18 protein-coding genes and 3 tRNA genes are annotated in these 19367 nt (G+C 60.4%); 20 read left to right on the top strand and 1 reads right to left on the bottom strand.

The window, feature by feature from the left end; all coding sequences use genetic code 11:
- Nucleotides 1-154 precede the first annotated feature (154 nt).
- The 8 genes from lon to ACO08C_RS01075 all read left to right on the top strand — a co-directional run bounded on the left by lon (nt 155) and on the right by ACO08C_RS01075 (nt 8436).
- Complete coding sequence (gene lon, locus ACO08C_RS01110; RefSeq protein WP_421786775.1) at nt 155-2560, top strand: endopeptidase La; 2406 nt, start codon at nt 155-157, stop codon at nt 2558-2560.
- Between the two features lie 147 nt (nt 2561-2707).
- Nucleotides 2708-3316 (top strand): DUF998 domain-containing protein, encoded by a 609-nt coding sequence (locus tag ACO08C_RS01105; protein WP_421786773.1) that lies wholly within the window; start codon nt 2708-2710, stop codon nt 3314-3316.
- Nucleotides 3313-4326, top strand: coding sequence for a helix-turn-helix domain-containing protein (locus tag ACO08C_RS01100; protein ID WP_421786771.1), 1014 nt, complete (start codon nt 3313-3315; stop codon nt 4324-4326). The genes ACO08C_RS01105 and ACO08C_RS01100 overlap by 4 nt, the downstream gene beginning before the upstream one ends.
- A gap of 74 nt (nt 4327-4400) precedes the next feature.
- Nucleotides 4401-5561 carry a bifunctional chorismate mutase/prephenate dehydratase gene (locus ACO08C_RS01095; RefSeq protein WP_421786769.1) on the top strand — a complete coding sequence of 387 codons (1161 nt, stop codon included), beginning with the start codon at nt 4401-4403 and terminating at the stop codon, nt 5559-5561.
- 22 nt (nt 5562-5583) lie between these two features.
- A tRNA-Val gene (locus ACO08C_RS01090) sits at nt 5584-5659 on the top strand.
- Nucleotides 5660-5732: 73 nt separating this feature from the next.
- The gene (locus tag ACO08C_RS01085) at nt 5733-5969 is read left to right on the top strand and encodes a GIY-YIG nuclease family protein (protein ID WP_421786767.1); all 237 of its coding nucleotides are present in this window, start codon (nt 5733-5735) and stop codon (nt 5967-5969) included.
- A 150-nt stretch (nt 5970-6119) separates the two neighbouring features.
- Complete coding sequence (locus ACO08C_RS01080; RefSeq protein ID WP_421786765.1) at nt 6120-7790, top strand: PDZ domain-containing protein; 1671 nt, start codon at nt 6120-6122, stop codon at nt 7788-7790.
- A gap of 569 nt (nt 7791-8359) precedes the next feature.
- A tRNA-Asp gene (locus ACO08C_RS01075) sits at nt 8360-8436 on the top strand.
- 107 nt (nt 8437-8543) lie between these two features.
- On the opposite strand, the gene ACO08C_RS01070 is transcribed toward ACO08C_RS01075, so the two are convergent.
- The gene (locus tag ACO08C_RS01070; protein WP_421786764.1) at nt 8544-9230 is read right to left on the bottom strand and encodes an NAD(P)-dependent oxidoreductase; all 687 of its coding nucleotides are present in this window, start codon (nt 9228-9230) and stop codon (nt 8544-8546) included.
- 68 nt (nt 9231-9298) lie between these two features.
- On the opposite strand from ACO08C_RS01070, the gene ACO08C_RS01065 reads away from it, so the two are divergent.
- The 12 genes from ACO08C_RS01065 to nuoF all read left to right on the top strand — a co-directional run bounded on the left by ACO08C_RS01065 (nt 9299) and on the right by nuoF (nt 19336).
- Nucleotides 9299-9390 (top strand) — tRNA-Arg (locus tag ACO08C_RS01065).
- Between the two features lie 148 nt (nt 9391-9538).
- A complete protein-coding gene (locus ACO08C_RS01060) occupies nt 9539-10204 on the top strand; it encodes an SDR family NAD(P)-dependent oxidoreductase (protein WP_421786762.1) in 666 nt (221 codons plus the stop codon).
- A gap of 82 nt (nt 10205-10286) precedes the next feature.
- Nucleotides 10287-11255, top strand: coding sequence for a mechanosensitive ion channel family protein (locus ACO08C_RS01055; RefSeq protein ID WP_421786760.1), 969 nt, complete (start codon nt 10287-10289; stop codon nt 11253-11255).
- A complete protein-coding gene (locus tag ACO08C_RS01050) occupies nt 11252-12208 on the top strand; it encodes a zinc transporter ZntB (RefSeq protein ID WP_421786758.1) in 957 nt (318 codons plus the stop codon). Before ACO08C_RS01055 ends, ACO08C_RS01050 begins: the two co-directional genes overlap by 4 nt.
- 108 nt (nt 12209-12316) lie before the next feature.
- On the top strand, nt 12317-13192 hold the full coding sequence (gene yghU / locus ACO08C_RS01045; RefSeq protein ID WP_421786756.1) for a glutathione-dependent disulfide-bond oxidoreductase: 876 nt from the start codon (nt 12317-12319) through the stop codon (nt 13190-13192).
- Between the two features lie 59 nt (nt 13193-13251).
- A complete protein-coding gene (locus ACO08C_RS01040; RefSeq protein ID WP_421786755.1) occupies nt 13252-14304 on the top strand; it encodes an agmatine deiminase family protein in 1053 nt (350 codons plus the stop codon).
- 209 nt (nt 14305-14513) lie between these two features.
- Nucleotides 14514-14879 carry an NADH-quinone oxidoreductase subunit A gene (locus ACO08C_RS01035; protein ID WP_421786753.1) on the top strand — a complete coding sequence of 122 codons (366 nt, stop codon included), beginning with the start codon at nt 14514-14516 and terminating at the stop codon, nt 14877-14879.
- Between the two features lie 3 nt (nt 14880-14882).
- Nucleotides 14883-15449, top strand: a complete 567-nt coding sequence (locus tag ACO08C_RS01030; protein ID WP_421786751.1) for a NuoB/complex I 20 kDa subunit family protein — start codon at nt 14883-14885, stop codon at nt 15447-15449.
- Entirely contained in the window at nt 15446-16057 is a 612-nt protein-coding gene (locus ACO08C_RS01025; protein WP_421786749.1) for an NADH-quinone oxidoreductase subunit C, read from the top strand. Before ACO08C_RS01030 ends, ACO08C_RS01025 begins: the two co-directional genes overlap by 4 nt.
- On the top strand, nt 16057-17274 hold the full coding sequence (locus ACO08C_RS01020; RefSeq protein WP_421786747.1) for an NADH-quinone oxidoreductase subunit D: 1218 nt from the start codon (nt 16057-16059) through the stop codon (nt 17272-17274). Before ACO08C_RS01025 ends, ACO08C_RS01020 begins: the two co-directional genes overlap by 1 nt.
- A complete protein-coding gene (gene nuoE / locus ACO08C_RS01015) occupies nt 17271-18026 on the top strand; it encodes an NADH-quinone oxidoreductase subunit NuoE (RefSeq protein WP_421786745.1) in 756 nt (251 codons plus the stop codon). The genes ACO08C_RS01020 and nuoE overlap by 4 nt, the downstream gene beginning before the upstream one ends.
- Nucleotides 18026-19336, top strand: coding sequence for an NADH-quinone oxidoreductase subunit NuoF (gene nuoF / locus ACO08C_RS01010; RefSeq protein WP_421786743.1), 1311 nt, complete (start codon nt 18026-18028; stop codon nt 19334-19336). The genes nuoE and nuoF overlap by 1 nt, the downstream gene beginning before the upstream one ends.
- The last annotated feature ends 31 nt before the right edge of the window (nt 19337-19367 follow it).

Below are 19367 nucleotides of genomic sequence, written 5' to 3'. Positions count from 1 at the left end.
GCGCAGGGCGGCGGTTGAAATCCGCCACGCCAACAACCAATTGGGTGAGTAAGCTGGGAAAGCTGTGCAAGACGCGTGATAGGCGCGCTTGCCGGTCCGCGAATCGTATCAGCATGAGGCGATTGCGGCCCGACCGTCAGGAGTATGATCGCCTATGACCGAGACCAAAATTCTCCCGTTGCTGCCGCTGCGCGACATTGTCGTGTTTCCGCACATGATCGTTCCGCTCTTCGTCGGACGGGACAAGTCGGTGGCCGCGCTGGAAGAGGTCATGCGGGCCGACAAGCAAATTCTGCTTGCGACCCAGAAAAACGCCGGAGACGACAATCCGGACGTCGATAACATTCATACCATGGGCGTCGTCGCGTCCGTGCTGCAATTGCTGAAACTGCCCGACGGCACCGTGAAAGTGCTGGTGGAGGGCGGTTCGCGCATCCGCATCGAACGTTTCCTCGACAATGCCTCGTATTTTGAAGCCGAGGCCGAGATCCTGGCCGAAGAGGCCGGCGACGCGGCCGAAATCGAGGCGCTGATGCGCACGGCGGCCGAAAAATTCGACGACTATGTCAAGCTCAACAAGAAGGTTCCGCCGGACGCGCTGGCCTCCATCAAGGAAGTCACCGATCCCGCCAAGCTGGCCGACGCCATCTCCGCGCACCTCGCGGTGAAGATTTCCGAGAAGCAGGGCCTCTTGGAAGAGCGCAGCGTATCGCGGCGCCTCGAAATGGTGATGGGCCTGATGGAGGGCGAGATTTCCGTCCTGCAGGTCGAGAAGAAGATCCGCAGCCGCGTCAAGCGCCAGATGGAGAAGACGCAGCGGGAATATTACCTCAATGAGCAGATGAAGGCGATCCAGCGCGAGCTGGGTGAGCCGGATGACAGCCGTGAGGAACTCGCCGAGATTGAGGAAAAGATCGAGAAAGCGAAGCTGTCCAAGGAAGCGCGCGAAAAGGCCGAAGCCGAGTTCCGCAAGCTCAAGCAAATGAGCCCTATGTCGGCGGAAGCCACCGTCGTGCGCAATTATCTCGACTGGATGACCTCGCTGCCCTGGGGCAAGCGCAAGCGCCTAAAGCATGATCTGAAAAAGGCCGAAGCGACGCTCGACGGCGACCATTATGGGCTTGAAAAGGTCAAGGAACGCATCCTCGAGCATCTCGCCGTGCAGGCGCGCGCGAAGAAGCTCAAGGGGCCGATCCTCTGCCTCGTCGGACCGCCCGGCGTCGGCAAAACCTCGCTGGGCAAGTCGATCGCCAAGGCGACCGGCCGCGAATTTGTGCGCATGTCGCTCGGCGGCGTGCGTGACGAGGCCGAGATCCGCGGTCACCGCCGGACCTATATCGGATCTATGCCCGGCCGCATCATTCAGGCGTTGAAAAAGAAGAAGTCGACGAACCCGCTCTTCCTCCTGGACGAGATCGACAAGCTTGGCGCGGATTACCGCGGCGACCCGTCGGCGGCGCTTCTGGAGGTGCTGGACCCGGAACAGAACTCGACTTTCGCGGACCATTATCTCGAAGTCGATTACGACCTCTCCGACATCATGTTCGTGACCACGGCAAACTCGCTCAACATGCCACAGCCGCTTCTCGACCGGATGGAGATCATCCGGATCGCCGGCTACACGGAAGACGAGAAAGTCGAGATCGCTCAGCGCCACCTCCTGCCCAAACAGGTCAAGAACCATGCCCTCAAGGACGGTGAGTTCGAGATCAAGGAAGAGGCGATCCGCGACCTGATCCGCTATTACACACGCGAAGCCGGCGTGCGGAATCTCGAGCGCGAGCTCGCCAATCTGGCCCGCAAATCGGTCCGCAAGATCGAAGGCGGCGAGGCTGAATCCGTGACCATCTCGTCCGAGAATCTCGGCGATTTCGCCGGCGTCCGGAAGCACCGGTTCGGCGAGACCGAGGGCGAGGACAAGATCGGTGTCGTCACCGGCCTGGCCTGGACCGAGGTTGGCGGCGACCTTCTCACCATCGAGGCCGTGAAGATGTCCGGCCGCGGCAAGATGACCGTGACCGGTAATCTGCGCGATGTGATGAAGGAATCCATCTCCGCCGCGAATTCCTTCGTGCAGGCGCGGGCGCCCAAGCTCGGCGTCAAGCCGACCGTGTTCCGGGCGACCGACATCCACGTCCATGTCCCGGAAGGTGCGACACCAAAAGACGGACCGTCTGCCGGTATCGCCATGATGACGGCCATCGTCTCGGTGCTGAACCAGATCCCGGTACGCAAGGATATCGCCATGACCGGCGAGATCACGCTGCGCGGCCGTGTCCTGCCGATCGGCGGATTGAAGGAAAAACTGCTGGCCGCGCTGCGGGGCGGGGTGAAGACCGTGCTGATCCCGATCGACAATGAGAAGGACCTCGCGGAAATCCCCGACAATGTGAAGGACGGGCTGGAAATCATCCCCGTCTCCACGGTCGAGGAGGTTCTGGAGAACGCCCTCGTCGAGCCGATCACGCCGGCCGAATGGACCGAAGCCGACGAAGCGGCCCTGGCCGCCTTGTCGACCACACCGCCGGCCGGTTCGCCTGGCAGCCAGGTCGCCCATTAAGCCGGACATTCACTCTGAAACAGCAGCGCCGCTTTCCGCGAGGGAGGCGGCGCTTTTTTTGTCTCAACTCACGATTGGCCGCTTATCGAGACGACGCGGCCGCGCGCAATTCGCATCATGCTCTCAATCGAATGGGAGCACGATGAGATGAAACGCATGTTGATATTGGCCGGCCTGATCGGCGCCACGCTTTTTCTGATTGGCATTTTCGTCGTCGGGGCGATGGCCGAGAATTACGATCCGCTGTCGCAATTTGTTTCGGAACTCGGAGCGGTCGGCGCTCCGAATGCATGGCTGCTTAACGGCCTGGTCCTTGCGCCTGCGGGCAGTCTGATTGCCCTGGGCGGCTTGGGCCGGTTGGGGCAAGGGGAGTGGCTCAGCGGCCCCCTTGTGAGCTTGTCGGGGACCGGCTTCTTGATTGCGGGCATTTACCGGTGCGACGCCGGTTGCGGCTTTGTCGACATGTCACCCGCCGCTATGATCCACAATCAGGCCGCCTTTGGAGCATTCCTGCTGGCGATTCTCGCAGCTCTTATTTTGACGGTTGTCTCGCTGGCGCGGCGGAACGGATCGCGCGCGGCGATCAATGCCATCGCTGTAACCGGCATGGTCGCCGGTCTCGGCGCGATGATGACAATCGGTCTCGACCATCCGCTGATCGGCCTGTCGCAGCGCGTGTTTCTCGTCAGCTTCTGCCTTTGGCTGATGGTCGACAGCGCGGTGCTGCTCCGGACGCCGAGGAAGGCGCGCGCATGACTTTCCTGTTCGGGATCGTGGCCGGCATCTCATTGACGCTGTTCTTGCTCTATCTGCGCAAGCCTGACCGTTTACCGGCGGATGCCTGGCTGATGGCCCTGCTGGCGACCCTCGTGGTCATCACCGCTCTGCTGGCGGCCGCCGCGATATTGCCCGCATCTGTACTCGCGCTCGCCAATGGGCCGCTTTTCCTGCTGCTGCCGGCCTTTCTCTGGCTCTACGTCAGGCGATTGACGGGCCATGCCGCGCGCGCGGAGTGGCTGGCGCTTCTGCCCGGCATCGCTTGGTCGATCTGGATCCTGGCGGGCAGAGATTCCGTCGCCGTACTGCCGGCCGTGCCGGTTCTGGCCAGCTTGCTGTATCCGGCAGGCGGGCTGGTCACGATCGCCGTTTACCGGCGCCGATTGCTCGATCACGTATCGCAGCTGAAAGGCGTCGACCTGAACTGGCTGGCTTATTTGCTGACCGTAGCAATCGTCGGCACGATTGCCGGCGGCGGACTTGTTATCGCTTCCGGGCAATTTCCGGCCTTTGGCGTCTCGGCGCTTCTGGCTGGCGTCATGGGTATTGTCACGGTGCAATTGCTGCTCACCGCCTGGTTCGGATTGCGGCAATCGGCGCTGCCGCGAGTCTACCCTCACGCCATCGACGAAAAGTCGGACGAGGCGACACTCGATCGCATTCGTCAGGTCATGATGGACGAGCACTTATGGCGCGAGCCCGACCTGAAGCTAAGCGATCTCGCCCGCCGTGCGGCGAAGACAGAACGGGCGGTATCGGCCGCGATCAATCAGCTCGCCGGGCAGAATTTCTTCCGTTTCGTCAACGGCTATCGCGTGACTGACGCCCAGCGCTTGCTTCGCGATCCGGACTGGGCAGACTGCGGCCTGATGGAGATAGCGTTTGAGGCGGGATTCGCCTCCAAACCCTCCTTCAACCGGATATTCAAGCAGGTCTCGGGCGAGACACCGAGCGCCTGGCGGGCGAAACCCGAACGAGCCGCCGCCTGAGCCAGCGCCGCTGCCCGGACTTTCCATTTTTGCTGCAGCTGCTAACGGTTGTTCGACCGGGACGGGGATGCTGCATGACCAAGAAACAGCTCGATACTTTGCGTCACGAAATCGATGAGACAGATCGCGACATTTTGCGCCTGTGCGCGCGGCGCGCTTCGCTCGGCATCCAGATTGCGCGCGCCAAGGCGGCCGCCGGCAATGCCGTCCGCGATCCGGCGCGCGAACGCGAGGTATTGCGCGCGGCCGTGGAGACCGGCGAAGCGCTCGGCCTTGACGGGGCCGCGGTCGAACGCCTCTATCAGACCCTGATCGAATTGTCCTTGTCCGGTCAGCGCGCCGAGCTCGATGCACGCGCCGTCGAAAAGGATAGCGAAGCCCGCGTCGCCTATCTGGGCGGTCCGGGCACCTATTCGCATTTTGCCGCGCTGGCGCATTTTGCCGGGCGCCACGCCGCGATGGCTCCCGTCGTGCGCCGCGATTTCGCTTCGATTGTGCGCGCCGCCGAAGATGGAGAAGCCGATTATGCCTTTCTGCCCATCGAAAACACGACGACCGGCAGCATCAACGAAGTCTATGACCTGTTGCTCGACACCCAACTGCAGATCGCCGGCGAACATCACTATCGCGTCCGCCACTGCGTCGTCGGCCGTGGTAAGTCGCTCGGCAGTATCTCGACGATCTACGGCCACCCGCAGGCGCTGGCGCAATGCCGGCGGTTCCTGTCCGGTCTTGAAGGCGTAACGCAAAGATTCGCGTCCTCATCGACGCGTGCCCTCGAGCACGCCATGGAAGAGGGCGCCCAGACCGCCGCGATCGCCGGCGCCGATGCCGCACGCCTGTTCGGGCTCAACGTGATCGACGATCAGGCCAGCGACGCGGGCGAGAACTACACGCGTTTTGTGGCGCTGGCGAAAGACCCGACCCCGCCAGCGGCGGGTCTGCCCTGCAAGACCACCATCGTCTTCAAGACCGCGCACAAGCCCGGCGCGCTGGTGGATGGCCTGGCCGCCTTCCGTGACGAAGGAATCAATCTGGCGCGGCTGGAAAGCCGGCCCGTGCCGGGCTCGCCCTGGGAGGAGATGTTCTTCCTCGATTTCGAAGCCAACATGGCGGATGCCGCCTGCCGGCGCGCGATCGAGGGGTTGGAAAAGCAGGCTTCAAACCTTCGGGTGCTTGGCTGTTACGGTGCCGACCGGCTGGCACCGTCATCCGTGCTTCACGAGCGCGGATAAAGAGGTTATTGAGCGCGGTAACGGGCGGTTAGCTCAGCTGGGAGAGCATCTCGTTTACACCGAGAGGGTCGGGGGTTCGAGCCCCTCACCGCCCACCAGCCTTTGCTGACGACGTCAGTGAAGGCTGCCTCGCCGAAGCCCGAAGGGCGAAGGCGGGCGAGGCGTCCCTCCTTGCACTTCGTCTACATCGTTCAATCCGAATGCGGTCAGCATTTTTATGTTGGCTTGACGCGAGATATTCAGGCTCGACTGGCGAAGCATAACTCCGGATCGGTAATTCATACTTCCGAATTTCGCCTATGGGAGTTGCGGACACACATCGCGTTCGATGACCGTTCGCGCGCGGCCGAGTTCGAGAAATATCTCAAGTCGGGGTCTGGCAGAGCGTTCGCGGCGAAAAGGCTGTGAGCAGGCAGTTTTTCGCTGACGAAGTCAGTGAAGGCTGCCTCGCCGAACCCTTGAGGATATGAAAAAGCTTCTTAGCTATATGCTTCAATCAATTCATCGTCGGGGCGTCTCAAAAGAAGCCATCGTAAAACAAATGGCAAAGGTCGGCGCATGGTCCGTTCAGCGTATCATCTTCTTTTTATTGTTTTTGCTGCTCTAGGGCATGCCCAGGCGGCGGACGGCCGTTCCACTCAAACGAATGCCCGAATTTCGATCATCGAAATGCCCAATGCCGAGTGGCGGATTTCAATCGACGTTCCAACAATTGAAATGAGCACGCTTCATGTGCGAGATATGCGCCATGTCCACGAGCGGTGCCCGCAAATTGAATATGAATTTCTGGGTATCGAGAATGCCATCTTTAACGGCAGTGCCGAGCTGAACAACGGTAGGTTGATCCTGCGCCCTGCAGGACAAGAACCGATCAGTATCCACTATCGGATCCGGGCCACTCAATCGAACTTATCTCATCGGGTATCAGACCTAGCGGGATGCAGCGCCATTCTTCAGGATCAAGAGTATGGGCTAATTGATGGGCGGGCCTTGCTACTTGCTATTCGGCCTTTTGGACTAGACGGCAGCCCATATCGAATTGGATCTACATCTTTAGAATACATTAGCGATCAGCTTCCGTTGTTTTCCATATCAAACGCTACGCCTCAGGAGTCCGGGCAATGGCATGCCGAAAGAATTGATGATTATCGATTTTCTTTTTTTGCTGTCGGAGATTGGCGTAGCGAAGTTGCTTCCAACAACGCCACTATCCCACTGACGATTTTGAGAGCGGGCGATACAGAGCCCTTCTCACCAGATGCCATAGCGGCTATAGGGCATGCGATTGATGGGTTTTGGGCTAGCTGGGGAGCTGTAGCGGCTGAACGCTACACGGCATTTCTCACCCCTCCTAGCTTAGACTCTGAGAGCTTCGGACATTTCTCTGGCATTGCGAAGCCCACTTCGGCCGGACTTTATTATGGCTTGGGCGTTTCCGAGCAAACCTTGGTGTTTGGGCTCACTCATGAGATTGCACACCTTTGGGTGCCGGCGCAATTGGGCGGGGTTGTAGTCGATACCTGGATTGGCGAAGGGCTCGCAGAATTATCAGCGTATATAGAGTTGTTCAGAGCAGGCTATTTCCGCGAACAACACCTGGTTAGCAGGATTAACCAGGCGATCTTAAATACGACGACTCGTGAGGTTGATCTCCAGCTTGTCTATGACACAGGCATTCTCGCGTGGATTGTTGCCACGGAACGCGGTGTCTCAGACCTTATTGAGCACCGCTTTGATCCACTCTTTTTTGCGCTTCGCGACGGTGCTCGCGAACCACTTTCATCTGAACGCTTCTGGGAAAGCGCACAGCGGTTAAATCCGAGCCTCAGCCAATATGTTGGTGAGGTAGATGGCGGCCTTATTATCGAGCATCTTCCCTGTCATTTGTGGGTGAATCAACAACGCTTCGTTTTGACTCATGCGGAATGGCCAGCCCACGAGATGGGTTGGAGTCTATCTGAATCCGAAGTCGGTATCATATCAGAGGTAATAGAAGGTGGCCCCGCCGAGGCGGCGGGTTTAGAGGCAGGCGATCGAGTTACTCAGATCGAAACCTTTGGTTTTGGAGAAAACCAACCCTCAGTGACGGTTCTATTTGAACGTGATGGCCGCCAGCATTCGGCCAAATTTTTTCCCCATCCAACAGAAAGAACGATCAGAGCCCCTCAATACCTTCCTGTTTCGAACTTCAATGCTTTGGTGAGCTTGAGCCAATGCGGCAATTTCTAAATCTAATTGAGGGAGCAGGCGATGATAAGTTCTTTCCCGATTACTACGGCCGTAAACTGCTATTAAGCCATCCCGGCCAAGAGAAAGTTCAAGCGCCACCCAAATGGCAGACTTTCAATAATTATCTTGACAATACCAGTGTTCAGGACAACGAGCGTGTGCAGGTTCGGAGACGGACATAAAATCTGCAGCCTTCATCATCCCCGGGGCACGCATTCGCGCGAACCCGGGACCCATGCCGTGACACGGACGATCCGGAATGGGTCCCGGATCAGGCTCCGCCTGTCCGGGATGACGTGTAAGGAGAGTTTCCAGCGTCAGGCTCCCGCCCGCAGCAAAATGAACAAACAGCCTTGGCGCCATCACGCCCTGAACGGGGTGGATCGCCGCGCCCCCACAAAGGCGCCCAGCAGCAAGGCAGCAGCCCGTTTCCGCGCTCCGGAATCCGGTCCGGCTACCGTCCGCGAAAAACTTCACAATCACCCTGCACAATGCCGCCAAACCTGCTTGACCCGCCGCGCGGGCTTGCGTAAACGTCGCGGCCTCCCGAAAGGGAAGGAATGGCCCAAGCGGGTGTAGCTCAGTTGGTTAGAGCGCCGGCCTGTCACGCCGGAGGCCGCGGGTTCGAGTCCCGTCACTCGCGCCATTTCCTCTATTGAAACGAGCCGTCTCTTGGGACGGCTTTTTTTGTTTCAGTTGAGTTTAGTGAACAGCGCCTTTGTAATGGCCCAGTCTTGCGTTCACGTCTCCCGGCTAGTCCGCTCTATGCGCCAAGGCAGACGGACTTTGGCAGCTCACAATGGCGGGCGCTGCCCGGATCAGATGCGGATCGGTTAGCGCATGCACCATGAATAGAGCGAAGTCTGTTCGGCGCGTAATATTGCTCGCGAGAATGGCATCGCCTACATGATGCGACCAAACCGGTAGCCCTTCGCTCTCACCCTCCTCCAGATCGGACCCGCGGACGACCGTCCACGCTGTGTCCGATTGAAAAACGCGTCGGCATGCTTCCTCCTGATCACGCAGGTCAGCAAAGCGGAATAGTCTGGCGAGGGTGCCGAATATCGACACGAAAATTCGCTGTTGAATCGGGTAGATGTCGCGACCATCAAGGCTTATGTGCCAGCCACACGAGAAGACAAGGCGCGCGCCGGGCTCAGCATAATCCAGAACCGCCTGGGCTGTGCCCGTCGCGTATCCATTGACACCCCAAGGCACGAGAACGCACAAGACGCCTTCACACCCCGCGACCGCCTCCTGGATAACCGCGCGCTCATTCGTGTGGCCAGTATACACTGTAATGCGATCGCCAAAGCGATCGAGCTTGGCGAGGCTTTCTTTCCGGCAAACCCCGACGACTTTGTATCCGCGGGCTAGAGCGTGTTCCGTCATATATTGTCCGAGCTTGCCGGAAATGCCGATGATACAAACACGTTTCATTTCAGCGCCCTTGCCATCTAACACGCGGACATCATTCTTTTTCGACCTCACGCTTCATGCAATGTGTGGCGAATGGTCGTAAACGCCACCCAAAAAGTAAATGCTGGCGGCGTTTCTGCCGCAGTTGAGGCCGCGGGTTCGAGTCCCGTCACTCGCGCCATTTCCTTGGATAAAAAAGCCGCCTCCGGGCGGCTTTTTTCATGCCGCCGCGCACTTGCCGGCCGGAAACAGGCTTTTTCCGAACCCGCCCCTAGCGCCGGGCCGGGCGGCAGCCCAGATCGGTCAGGCCAAGAAGGGAAAGGTTCATCATGTCCAACCAGAAAACAGCCCTCGTGACGGGCGCCAATCGCGGCATCGGCCACGCCATTGCCAAGGGGCTTGCCGAACAGGGGCTCGACGTCATTGTCGGCGCACGAAAAAAGGCGGATGCCGACGCGGCGGCTGCGGAGATCGGCGCGCGTGCGGTCCAAATCGATGTCAGCGATGAGGCGAGTATCGAATCCGCGCTCGAAGAGACCGGTCCGATCGACGTTCTGGTCAACAATGCCGGCGTGTTGTCGACCGATCCGCTACTCGAAAATCCGCAAGCTTTCGATGAGGCGCTTGCCGTCATGCTGAAAGGGCCATACGAGCTCATTCGCCGAGTCGCGCCCGGTATGGCGGAGCGGGGCTATGGCCGGATCGTCAACGTGTCCTCGGAATGGGGATCGTTCAATTCCGGGCTTGCCGGCCCCGGACCATACGGGCTCGCCAAGGCCGCGCTGAACGGCCTCACACTCGCCGCTGCGCGTGATCTTCCGGAAACCGTGAAACTCAATTCCATGTGCCCGGGCTGGGTTCGCACGCGCATGGGCGGCGAGTCCGCGACCAAAACGCCGGAGGAGGGGGCCGACACCGGAATCTGGCTCGCGACCTTGCCGGAGGATGGGCCGACCGGTGGCTTCTTCCAGGACCGCAAACCGCTTGCCTGGTAGGACAATCGCGATCGGTCGCCGCGGCCGCTGACTTGAGCTAACCTGCCGTTCTCGGAGATGATTCCGTGCGGCGGGGCGGGCGATGAAGGCAATTGGCAAATTCCTTAGATGGCTGGCCAGCTTCTGGAAATGGGCGGTATTTGTGCTGCTTGCCGGAGTGCTGGCGGCCATTCTGACCGGCCGTCTGGCGGCGGTCGAAGCGGTGCTCGATCAGGATTCCTTTGCCTTCTCGGTCGGCGAAGCGCGCGTCAGTGCCTACGACGTACTGACCGCCTTCATCGCGCTGGCAACGGTGTTCTGGATTGTCGGTGTTATCGCCGCCTATATCGAGCGCCGGATACGGGCGCTCGACAAGGTCCGGTCCAGCACGAGGGTGCTGATCACCAACGTCATCCGGATCGTCCTCTATGTCCTCGCCTTCATCGTCGCGCTCGACATTGCCGGCGTCGATCTAACGGCATTGACGGTCTTCAGCGGCGCTCTGGGAATCGGCCTGGGATTCGGTCTGCAGAAGATCGCCTCCAATTTCATCAGCGGCCTGATCCTTCTTTCCGAGAATGCAATCGAAGAAGGCGATCTGATTGAGCTGGCCGATGGCACGGCCGGGTTTTTGAGAAAAACCAGCGCCCGCTACATCCTCATGGAGACCTTCGACGGCAAGGAAATTCTCGTGCCGAACGAGGACATGATCACCGGCCGGGTGATCAACTGGACGCTGTCGAGCAATAAGGGCCGGATCCAGATCGATGTCGGCGTCGCCTATGGCAGCGATTTGCACAAGGCGCGCGAATTGATGCTGGAGGCGGCCCGCAGCCATCCCATGACCATCACCGATCCGGCGCCGATGTGCGTGTTGCGGACCTTCGGCGACAGCTCGATCAACTTCATGCTGCTGTTCTGGGTCGGAGACGTGACGGCGGGGCGCCTGGAACCGCAAAGCGATGTCATGTTTGCCATCAATGACGCGTTCAAGGCGAATGGCATCACCATTCCGTTCCCGCAGCGCGATGTGCACATGATACCCCCCGCGGCAGACGAGGCCGCGACATGACGCCCAAACCGATTCACGCCTTCGACATCCTGACTGACGGATCCGTGCAGCGGCTGGAGGACATTGCGGCGCCCGAGCCCGCGCACCTGGCCTATCGCTGGATTCATCTCGACCTTGCCGAACCGGGGGTCCGCGACTGGATCGCCCAGCGAACCGATCCGGTCGTCGCCCAGGCCCTGACGCGGCAGGACACGCGGCCCTCCGTCAATCCGCTGGATGACGGGCACATCCTGATCCTGCGCGGTGTAAATCTCAATCCGGAGAGCGATCCCGAAGACATGGTGTCGATCCGGATCTGGCTGGCGCCGAATCTGATCATCTCGACCCGTGTCCGCCGCCTTATGGCGGTCGTCGGGATCCGTGAGCAGGTCGAGGCCGGCCATCCCCCCGCGAGTGCCGGGGCCTTCATTGCGAAGCTCGCCGCGGGCCTGACCGAGCGCATGGATCCGGTTGTCGCGGAACTTGCTGATCGCATTGACGCGCTGGAAGAGGAAAGCGTGGACCGCGCGGCAGGATTGCGCGGTCAGCTTGCCGATATCCGCCGTGCGACGATTGCCCTGCGCCGCTATATCGCGCCGCAGCGCGACGCGCTGGCCAAGCTTTCCGCCGATACGTCGGGGCGTTTTGAACGGCCGGTGCAGATCCATCTGCGGGAAACCGCTGACCAGGTCACGCGGCTGGTCGAGGACCTCGACGCGGTGCGCGAGCGTAGCGCCATCCTGAACGACCAGTTGGTGGACCGGCGCGCCGAGGAAATGAATGCCAACATGCTGGTCCTGTCGGTCGTCGCGGCGATTTTTTTGCCGCTCGGCTTTCTCACAGGCCTGTTGGGGATCAATGTCGGCGGCATGCCGGGCGCGGACTATGCTTGGGCTTTCTATATCGTCTGCGCTCTCTGTTTCCTCATCGCCATCGGCCTCACTTGGTGGTTCCGATTTAAACATTGGTTCTGAACGGGACACACGCTACCGTGATGGTTGACGAGGTTTAATCGTTCCCGGCAATCCCTATATGCCCCTCCAACGCCGCGTTGCGCAGCGCCGAACCGGAAGGGACCGATCATGGCCAACAGCTATTCACCGCCGAAAGTCTGGACTTGGGACAAGGGAGCGGGCGGGAACCGCTTCGCCTCGATCAACCGGCCCGTCTCCGGCGCCACTCACGACAAGGACCTGCCGGTCGGCAAGCATCCCCTGCAGCTCTACTCGCTGGCCACGCCGAACGGCGTGAAGGTCACCATCCTGCTCGAGGAATTGCTCGCGAAGGGGCATGAAGGCGCCGAATACGATGCCTGGCTCATCGATATCAATGAAGGCGAACAATTTGGATCCGGCTTCGTCGCCATCAATCCGAACTCGAAAATCCCGGCACTGGTCGACCGCTCCGGCGATAAGCCGCGGCGGGTTTTCGAATCCGGTTCGATCCTGGTTTATCTCGCCGAGAAATTCGGTGACTTCCTGCCGACTGACCCGGACAAGCGCACCGAGACCTTCAACTGGCTGATGTGGCAAATGGGCGCCGCCCCGATCCTGGGCGGCGGCTTTGGACATTTCTATTCCTATGCGGACGAGAAGCAGAAATACCCGATCGACCGTTATGCGATGGAGGTGAAGCGTCAGCTCGACGTCCTCGACAAGACGCTGGCGGATCGCGAATTCATCGCCGGTGACGAATACACGATTGCCGACATGGCGATCATGCCCTGGTATGGCGCGCTCGCGAAAGGCCTGCTTTACGATGCCGGCGAATTCCTGTCGGTGCAGGACTACAAACATGTCATCCGCTGGACCGACCAGATCTACGCCCGCCCTGCCGTACAGCGCGGCCGAATGGTCAATCGCGGCTGGGGCGACCCCGCCTCGCAATTGCGCGAACGGCATGATACCTCGGACTTCGAAACCAGAACCCAGGACAAGATAGGCGAGGCGGCTGAATAAGATCGGCCAGCCGTCGCCAACATGTTACGAGTCTCCTGTCGAAATGCGGGAGTGCGTCAGTGGATGTCGCGCGTTGGCTTTGCCTTGGCTTGTTTCTCGCCGGTTGTGAGATGGCGGGCGATGCGGTCGACATGTCTGCCGGACCGGAGCTGATAATCCTCGCGGCCCCGATCGCCGGCGATCCATACTATGCGGATGTCTATGCCGACATTGTCGAGTTCCAGATCGAATTCGGCCGCCGCATAATCAGTGCCGGCGATGATGTCATCATTTTAAGCGACGAAACGGCGGCGCCCGCATTCATCGAAGCCCTCGGGCCGTCGCATGTCGCGGTTTATCCGGTTGAGGATATCTGGGCGCGCGACTTTGGAACGTCTAATGCTGCGAGCCCGGTCTTTTTCCGGTACACCGCGGCAGGCCAGGGCAGCGGGCCCGGTGGCCAGGCCGATGCAGATGCCGTTCAATCCGCCGCCATTGAATTGGCGGACCAGGCGGGGCTGACCGCTGCATTCGGCAGGTTGCTGAACGATGGCGGCAATTATGTGGATGATTATGCGGGGTCGGTGGTCATCAGCCGCAAATTCCTCCGCGATAACGATTTGGGTGAATCCGAAGCCCGGCGTCTCATCAGGGAACGGACCGGCGCGCGCCAAATCGCATTTATTGAGGCCGACGAGCAGGGCGGGCTGGAACACGCAGACGGCGTTCTCGCCTTCATTGGTCCCGGGACACTGATTGTAAATGCCTATCCCGATGATCCGGATTACGCCGCAGCGCTCCGCGCCGATCTCGAATCCGGCCTGCCGGGTGTGAGCATTCACGAAGTGCCGACGCCATACGATGCCAGCGCCGTCTATGATGACCGGTTCGGCTCTGCCTGCGGCCTGTACACCAATGCGCTGGTCACTCCGAACCGCGTCTATCTCCCGCAATTCGGTGTTGCCGAGGATGCCGACGTCGTGAATCAGGTACAGACTCTGACCGACCGTGAGGTCATCCCGGTGCCGTCGAGCGGCGTGTGTCATCTGGGAGGTGGGGTGCGCTGTATGAGCTGGCAGTTGCGCGGCGAAAACGCGGCGCGGCTGGCCGCTCACCTGCGCAATCGGCCTTGAGGCAGAAGGGCCACTTGCAAATCATTCTCATGTAGTGAAAAATCAATTACTTGGGTGACGAATTGGCGCAGAAAAAGCGGCCATTTCGCCTTGCGAGTGAAGTCGGCTCGCTCTAGCTTCCGCCTCGACCGTGCGGGGGCATGTTGTCGGCCCATTTCGCTGTTCAGCGACGGCCATGCCCCGCAAGACGCTAAACGGGGCGATCCGTCATGAATGAGCTCCTGCTCGAATATCTGCCGATCCTGATTTTCCTGGGCATTGCCGCCGCGCTCGGCATCCTCTTCATGCTGGCCGCGTTCGTGCTGGCGCCGTCCAATCCGGACAGCGAGAAGGTCTCGACTTACGAATGCGGTTTTGAAGCGTTCGACGATGCCCGCATGAAGTTCGACGTACGGTTCTACCTCGTCGCGATTCTCTTCATCATCTTCGATCTGGAAGTCGCCTTCCTGTTTCCCTGGGCCGTGACGCTCGGCGAGACCGGCGTCTTTGCCTTCTGGTCGATGATGATCTTCCTCGGCGTGCTGACCGTCGGCTTTATCTACGAGTGGAAAAAAGGCGCGCTGGAGTGGGAATAGATCATGGCTGACAATACGCTGACCCCCGCAGGGCAGGCCGGCCGCGCCGCCACCCCGCACTATGATCCGAAAAAACACGATCCGTTCTTTGACGGGGTGTCCGACGCGCTGGCCGACAAGGGCTTCGTCGTCGCCGCGGCCGACGATCTCATCACTTGGGCGCGCACAGGCTCGCTGATGTGGATGACCTTCGGCCTCGCTTGCTGCGCGGTCGAAATGATGCAGGCCTCCATGCCGCGCTACGATGTGGAGCGCTTCGGCTTTGCGCCGCGCGCCTCGCCGCGCCAGTCCGACGTGATGATCGTCGCGGGCACGCTCACCAACAAGATGGCGCCGGCGCTGCGCAAGGTTTACGACCAGATGCCCGAGCCGCGCTATGTGATTTCGATGGGCTCCTGCGCCAATGGCGGTGGCTATTATCACTATTCCTACGCCGTGGTGCGCGGTTGCGACCGCATCGTGCCGGTCGACGTTTACGTGCCGGGCTGTCCGCCGACCGCCGAAGCGCTGGTCTACGGCATCCTGCAGCTGCAGAAGAAAATCCGCCGCGAAGGGTCGATCGAACGATGAGCGAACGACTGAACGAACTCGGCGCGCATATTGCCGCGCAACTCGATTCGGCGATCCGCGAATGGTCGGCCGATCATGGCGAGCTGACGCTGGTGATCTATCGTGACCGCGTCGAGGAGGTGATCCGCCATTTGCGCGACGACCGTGCCTGCCGGTTCACGACGCTGATCGACATTTGCGGCGTCGATCATCCCGGCCGGACCGAGCGGTTCGACGTCGTCTATCACCTGTTGTCGATGCAGCTGAACCACCGCATCCGCGTCAAGACCGCAACCGATGAGGAAACGCCGGTTCCGTCCGTGACGGGGCTTTTCCCGGTCGCCAACTGGCTCGAGCGCGAAGCCTTCGACATGTATGGCATTGTGTTCGACAACCACCCGGATCTGCGCCGCATCCTCACCGATTATGGTTTCAACGGCTTCCCGCTGCGCAAGGATTTCCCGCTGACAGGCTATGTCGAAGTGCGGTGGGACGAAGAAGAAAAGCGCGTCGTCTACGAACCCGTCGAGCTGGTCCAGGAATATCGCGACTTCGATTTCCTCTCGCCCTGGGAAGGCGCGAAATACGTGCTGCCTGGCGATGAAAAGGCGAAGGGGGAGGGAGCGTAATGAACGATATCGCCAACCCCGACAACATCGAACAGGTCGACGACCGCAAGTTTACGATCAATTTCGGCCCGCAGCACCCGGCCGCGCACGGCGTGTTGCGCCTCGTGCTGGAACTGGATGGCGAGATCGTCGATCGCGTCGATCCGCATATCGGCCTTTTGCACCGCGGCACGGAAAAGCTCCTGGAGCACAAGACCTATCTCCAGGGCATCGGATATTTCGACCGGCTCGACTATGTCGCGCCGATGAATCAGGAGCACGCCTTCTGCCTGGCGGTTGAGCGCCTGGCCGGCATCCCTGTCCCCAGGCGCGGCTCTTATGTCCGCGTGCTTTATTGCGAGATCGGCCGCATTCTCTCGCATCTGCTAAACGTAACGACGCAGGCGCTCGACGTCGGCGCGCTCACCCCGCCGGTCTGGGGTTTCGAGGAGCGCGAGAAGCTGATGGTTTTCTATGAGCGCGCTTCCGGCTCGCGCATGCACGCCCACTATTTCCGGCCCGGCGGCGTTCACCAGGACCTGCCGCCGGATCTCATCGAGGATATCGGCGAGTGGTGCGAGCAATTCCCTGAAAAGCTCAAGGATATCGACACCCTGCTGACCGAGAACCGGATCTTCAAGCAGCGCAATGTCGATATCGGTGTGGTGTCGAAGGAAGACGCGCTCGCCTGGGGCTTTTCAGGTGTCATGGTACGGGGCTCCGGCATGGCCTGGGACCTGCGCCGTGCGCAGCCCTATGAGGTCTATGACGAGCTCGAATTCGACATTCCCGTTGGCAAGAATGGCGATTGCTGGGACCGCTATCTCATCCGCATGGACGAGATGCTCGAGTCCGTGAAGATCATGAAACAATGTGTCGAATGGCTGTCGCGCGCCGAGAATGCCGGTGAGGTCCTTCCGACTGACACCAAGTTTGCGCCGCCGCGGCGGGCCGAGATGAAGCAGTCGATGGAAGCACTGATCCATCACTTCAAACTCTACACCGAGGGCGTCCACGTGCCGGCGGGCGAGGCCTATGCCGCCGTCGAAGCGCCCAAGGGCGAGTTCGGCGTCTATCTGATTGCCGACGGCACCAACAAGCCCTACCGGGTAAAAATCCGTGCGCCGGGCTTTGCCCACCTTGCGGCCATGGATCATCTCAATCGCGGCCATCTTCTGGCGGATGTGTCCGCCATTCTCGGCTCGCTCGATATTGTGTTCGGAGAAATCGACCGATGAGCGCTCGCGATATCGCTCTTGAACAGCCGGAAAGCTTCTTGTTTTCAATAGAAAGCGAGAAAGAAATAAAGTTCTGGTTGAACAAGTACCCGGACAGTAAGAAGGCTTCCGCCGTGATCCCTATGCTGTGGATTGCGCAGAAGCAGGACGGCTGGGTCACCGAGCCGGCCATGCGCGTCATCGCCGACCGGCTCGACATGCCGAAAATCCGGGTGATGGAGGTCGCGACCTTCTACACCATGTTCAATCTGCAACCGGCCGGCGAACATCTGATCCAGGTCTGCGGGACAACACCGTGCTGGCTGCGCGGCGCAGAGGATCTGAAGAAGGTCTGCGAAGACAGGATCGGTCCGAAGGGCACGGTTTCGCCGGACGGCAAATTCTCCTGGATGGAAGTCGAATGCCTGGGCGCCTGTGCGAACGCCCCCATGGTCCAGATATCCAACGCCAAATCCGATCATTACTATGAAGACCTGACGGCCGAGAGCATGGCTGAGATCCTCGACGACCTGGCCGCCGGCAAGGCGCCGAAGCCGGGCTCCCAGACCGGCCGCTCCTGTTCGGAAGCCGAGGGCGGCTCAACCACGCTGACCGATGCCTCGCTCTATGACGGCTCGCTGGCGAGGCAGGTGAAACTTCCGAATGCCGCCAACGATACCGGCGAGAAGGCGGCTGCGCCGACCGAGAAGGCGCGTCCCAAGGAGACCGGCCGCACCGGTGCCAAGGCCGACAAGAAGAAGGGAGGCGAATAATGGTTCAGCTTCTCGAAGATAAAGACCGGATTTTTCTCAATCTTTTCGGTCGCGAAGACCCGGGCCTGGAAGCCGCGAAAAAGCGCGGTGCGTGGAATGCCACAAAGGATATGATCGACCAGGGCCAGGACTGGATCATCGACCAGGTCAAGGCGTCGGGCCTGCGCGGCCGCGGCGGTGCCGGTTTTCCGACCGGTCTCAAATGGTCCTTCATGCCCAAGCAGGTCGGCGCCCGCCCGCACTATCTGGTCGTCAATGCTGACGAATCCGAGCCGGGCACCTGCAAAGACCGCGAGATCATGCGCAATGATCCGCACTTGCTCATCGAGGGCTGCCTGATCGCATCCTTCGCGATGCGCGCGCACGCCTGTTACATTTATATCCGCGGCGAATATGTCGACGAGCGCCTGGCGCTCGAAAAGGCGATCAAGGAGGCCTATGAGGCCAATCTGATCGGCAAGAACAACATCCATGGCTGGGATTTCGACTGCTACGTCCACCATGGCGCCGGCGCCTATATCTGCGGCGAAGAAACCGCGCTTCTGGAGAGCCTCGAAGGCAAGAAGGGCCAGCCGCGCCTGAAACCGCCTTTCCCCGCCAATGCCGGCCTTTATGGCTGTCCGACCACGGTCAACAATGTCGAATCCATCGCGGTGGCGCCGACCATTCTGCGCCGCGGCGCCGACTGGTTTGCGGGCTTTGGCCGCCAGGGCAATACCGGCACAAAAGTGTTCTCGATTTCCGGCCATGTGAACAAGCCGTGCAATATCGAAGAGACCATGTCGATCCCGTTGAAAACGCTGATCGAAACACATACTGGCGGGATCCGAGGCGGCTGGGAGAACCTCAAGGCCGTCATCCCGGGCGGCTCCTCCGTGCCGTGCATTCCGGCGGACGTTTGCGACGACGTTCTGATGGATTTCGACGCGCTGAAGGACGAGAAGTCCGGTCTCGGCACGGCCGCGGTAATCGTCATGGACAAGTCCACCGATATCATCAAGGCAATCGCCCGGATCTCGTACTTCTACAAGCATGAGAGCTGCGGCCAGTGCACGCCGTGCCGTGAAGGCACGGGCTGGATGTGGCGCGTGCTGGAGCGCATGGCGCGCGGCGAAAGCTCGACCGACGAGATCGACAAGCTGCTGGACGTCGCCGGCCAAGTGGAAGGTCACACGATCTGCGCGCTTGGCGATGCCGCGGCGTGGCCGGTGCAGGGCCTGATCCGCCATTTCCGGCATGAAATCGAGGATCGCATCAATGCTTATCGCGCCGGCAAGCCGGTCGCGGTGTCAGCGGTCGCGGCGGAGTAGGGAAGCACGATGTCAGACAATCTCCGCACCA

This window comes from Hyphobacterium sp. (assembly GCF_965229905.1).
Classification (GTDB): Bacteria; Pseudomonadota; Alphaproteobacteria; order Caulobacterales; family Maricaulaceae; genus Hyphobacterium.
The sequence above is the reverse complement of the archived record's forward strand: the minus strand, read 5'-3'. Positions and strand labels throughout refer to the sequence as shown.

Bases quoted from the DNA above. Each gene is read 5' to 3' on its own strand.
- ACO08C_RS01060 (WP_421786762.1), top strand. From the start codon at position 9,539: ATGTCCAACCAGAAAACAGCCCTCGTGACGGGCGCCAATCGCGGCATC.
- nuoE (WP_421786745.1), top strand. From the start codon at position 17,271: ATGAGCGCTCGCGATATCGCTCTTGAACAGCCGGAAAGCTTCTTGTTT.
- ACO08C_RS01035 (WP_421786753.1), top strand. From the start codon at position 14,514: ATGAATGAGCTCCTGCTCGAATATCTGCCGATCCTGATTTTCCTGGGC.
- ACO08C_RS01050 (WP_421786758.1), top strand. From the start codon at position 11,252: ATGACGCCCAAACCGATTCACGCCTTCGACATCCTGACTGACGGATCC.
- ACO08C_RS01020 (WP_421786747.1), top strand. From the start codon at position 16,057: ATGAACGATATCGCCAACCCCGACAACATCGAACAGGTCGACGACCGC.
- ACO08C_RS01030 (WP_421786751.1), top strand. From the start codon at position 14,883: ATGGCTGACAATACGCTGACCCCCGCAGGGCAGGCCGGCCGCGCCGCC.
- lon (WP_421786775.1), top strand. From the start codon at position 155: ATGACCGAGACCAAAATTCTCCCGTTGCTGCCGCTGCGCGACATTGTC.
- ACO08C_RS01105 (WP_421786773.1), top strand. From the start codon at position 2,708: ATGAAACGCATGTTGATATTGGCCGGCCTGATCGGCGCCACGCTTTTT.
- ACO08C_RS01100 (WP_421786771.1), top strand. From the start codon at position 3,313: ATGACTTTCCTGTTCGGGATCGTGGCCGGCATCTCATTGACGCTGTTC.
- ACO08C_RS01070 (WP_421786764.1), bottom strand. From the start codon at position 9,230: ATGAAACGTGTTTGTATCATCGGCATTTCCGGCAAGCTCGGACAATAT.
- yghU (WP_421786756.1), top strand. From the start codon at position 12,317: ATGGCCAACAGCTATTCACCGCCGAAAGTCTGGACTTGGGACAAGGGA.
- nuoF (WP_421786743.1), top strand. From the start codon at position 18,026: ATGGTTCAGCTTCTCGAAGATAAAGACCGGATTTTTCTCAATCTTTTC.
- ACO08C_RS01095 (WP_421786769.1), top strand. From the start codon at position 4,401: ATGACCAAGAAACAGCTCGATACTTTGCGTCACGAAATCGATGAGACA.
- ACO08C_RS01055 (WP_421786760.1), top strand. From the start codon at position 10,287: ATGAAGGCAATTGGCAAATTCCTTAGATGGCTGGCCAGCTTCTGGAAA.
- ACO08C_RS01080 (WP_421786765.1), top strand. From the start codon at position 6,120: ATGGTCCGTTCAGCGTATCATCTTCTTTTTATTGTTTTTGCTGCTCTA.
- ACO08C_RS01025 (WP_421786749.1), top strand. From the start codon at position 15,446: ATGAGCGAACGACTGAACGAACTCGGCGCGCATATTGCCGCGCAACTC.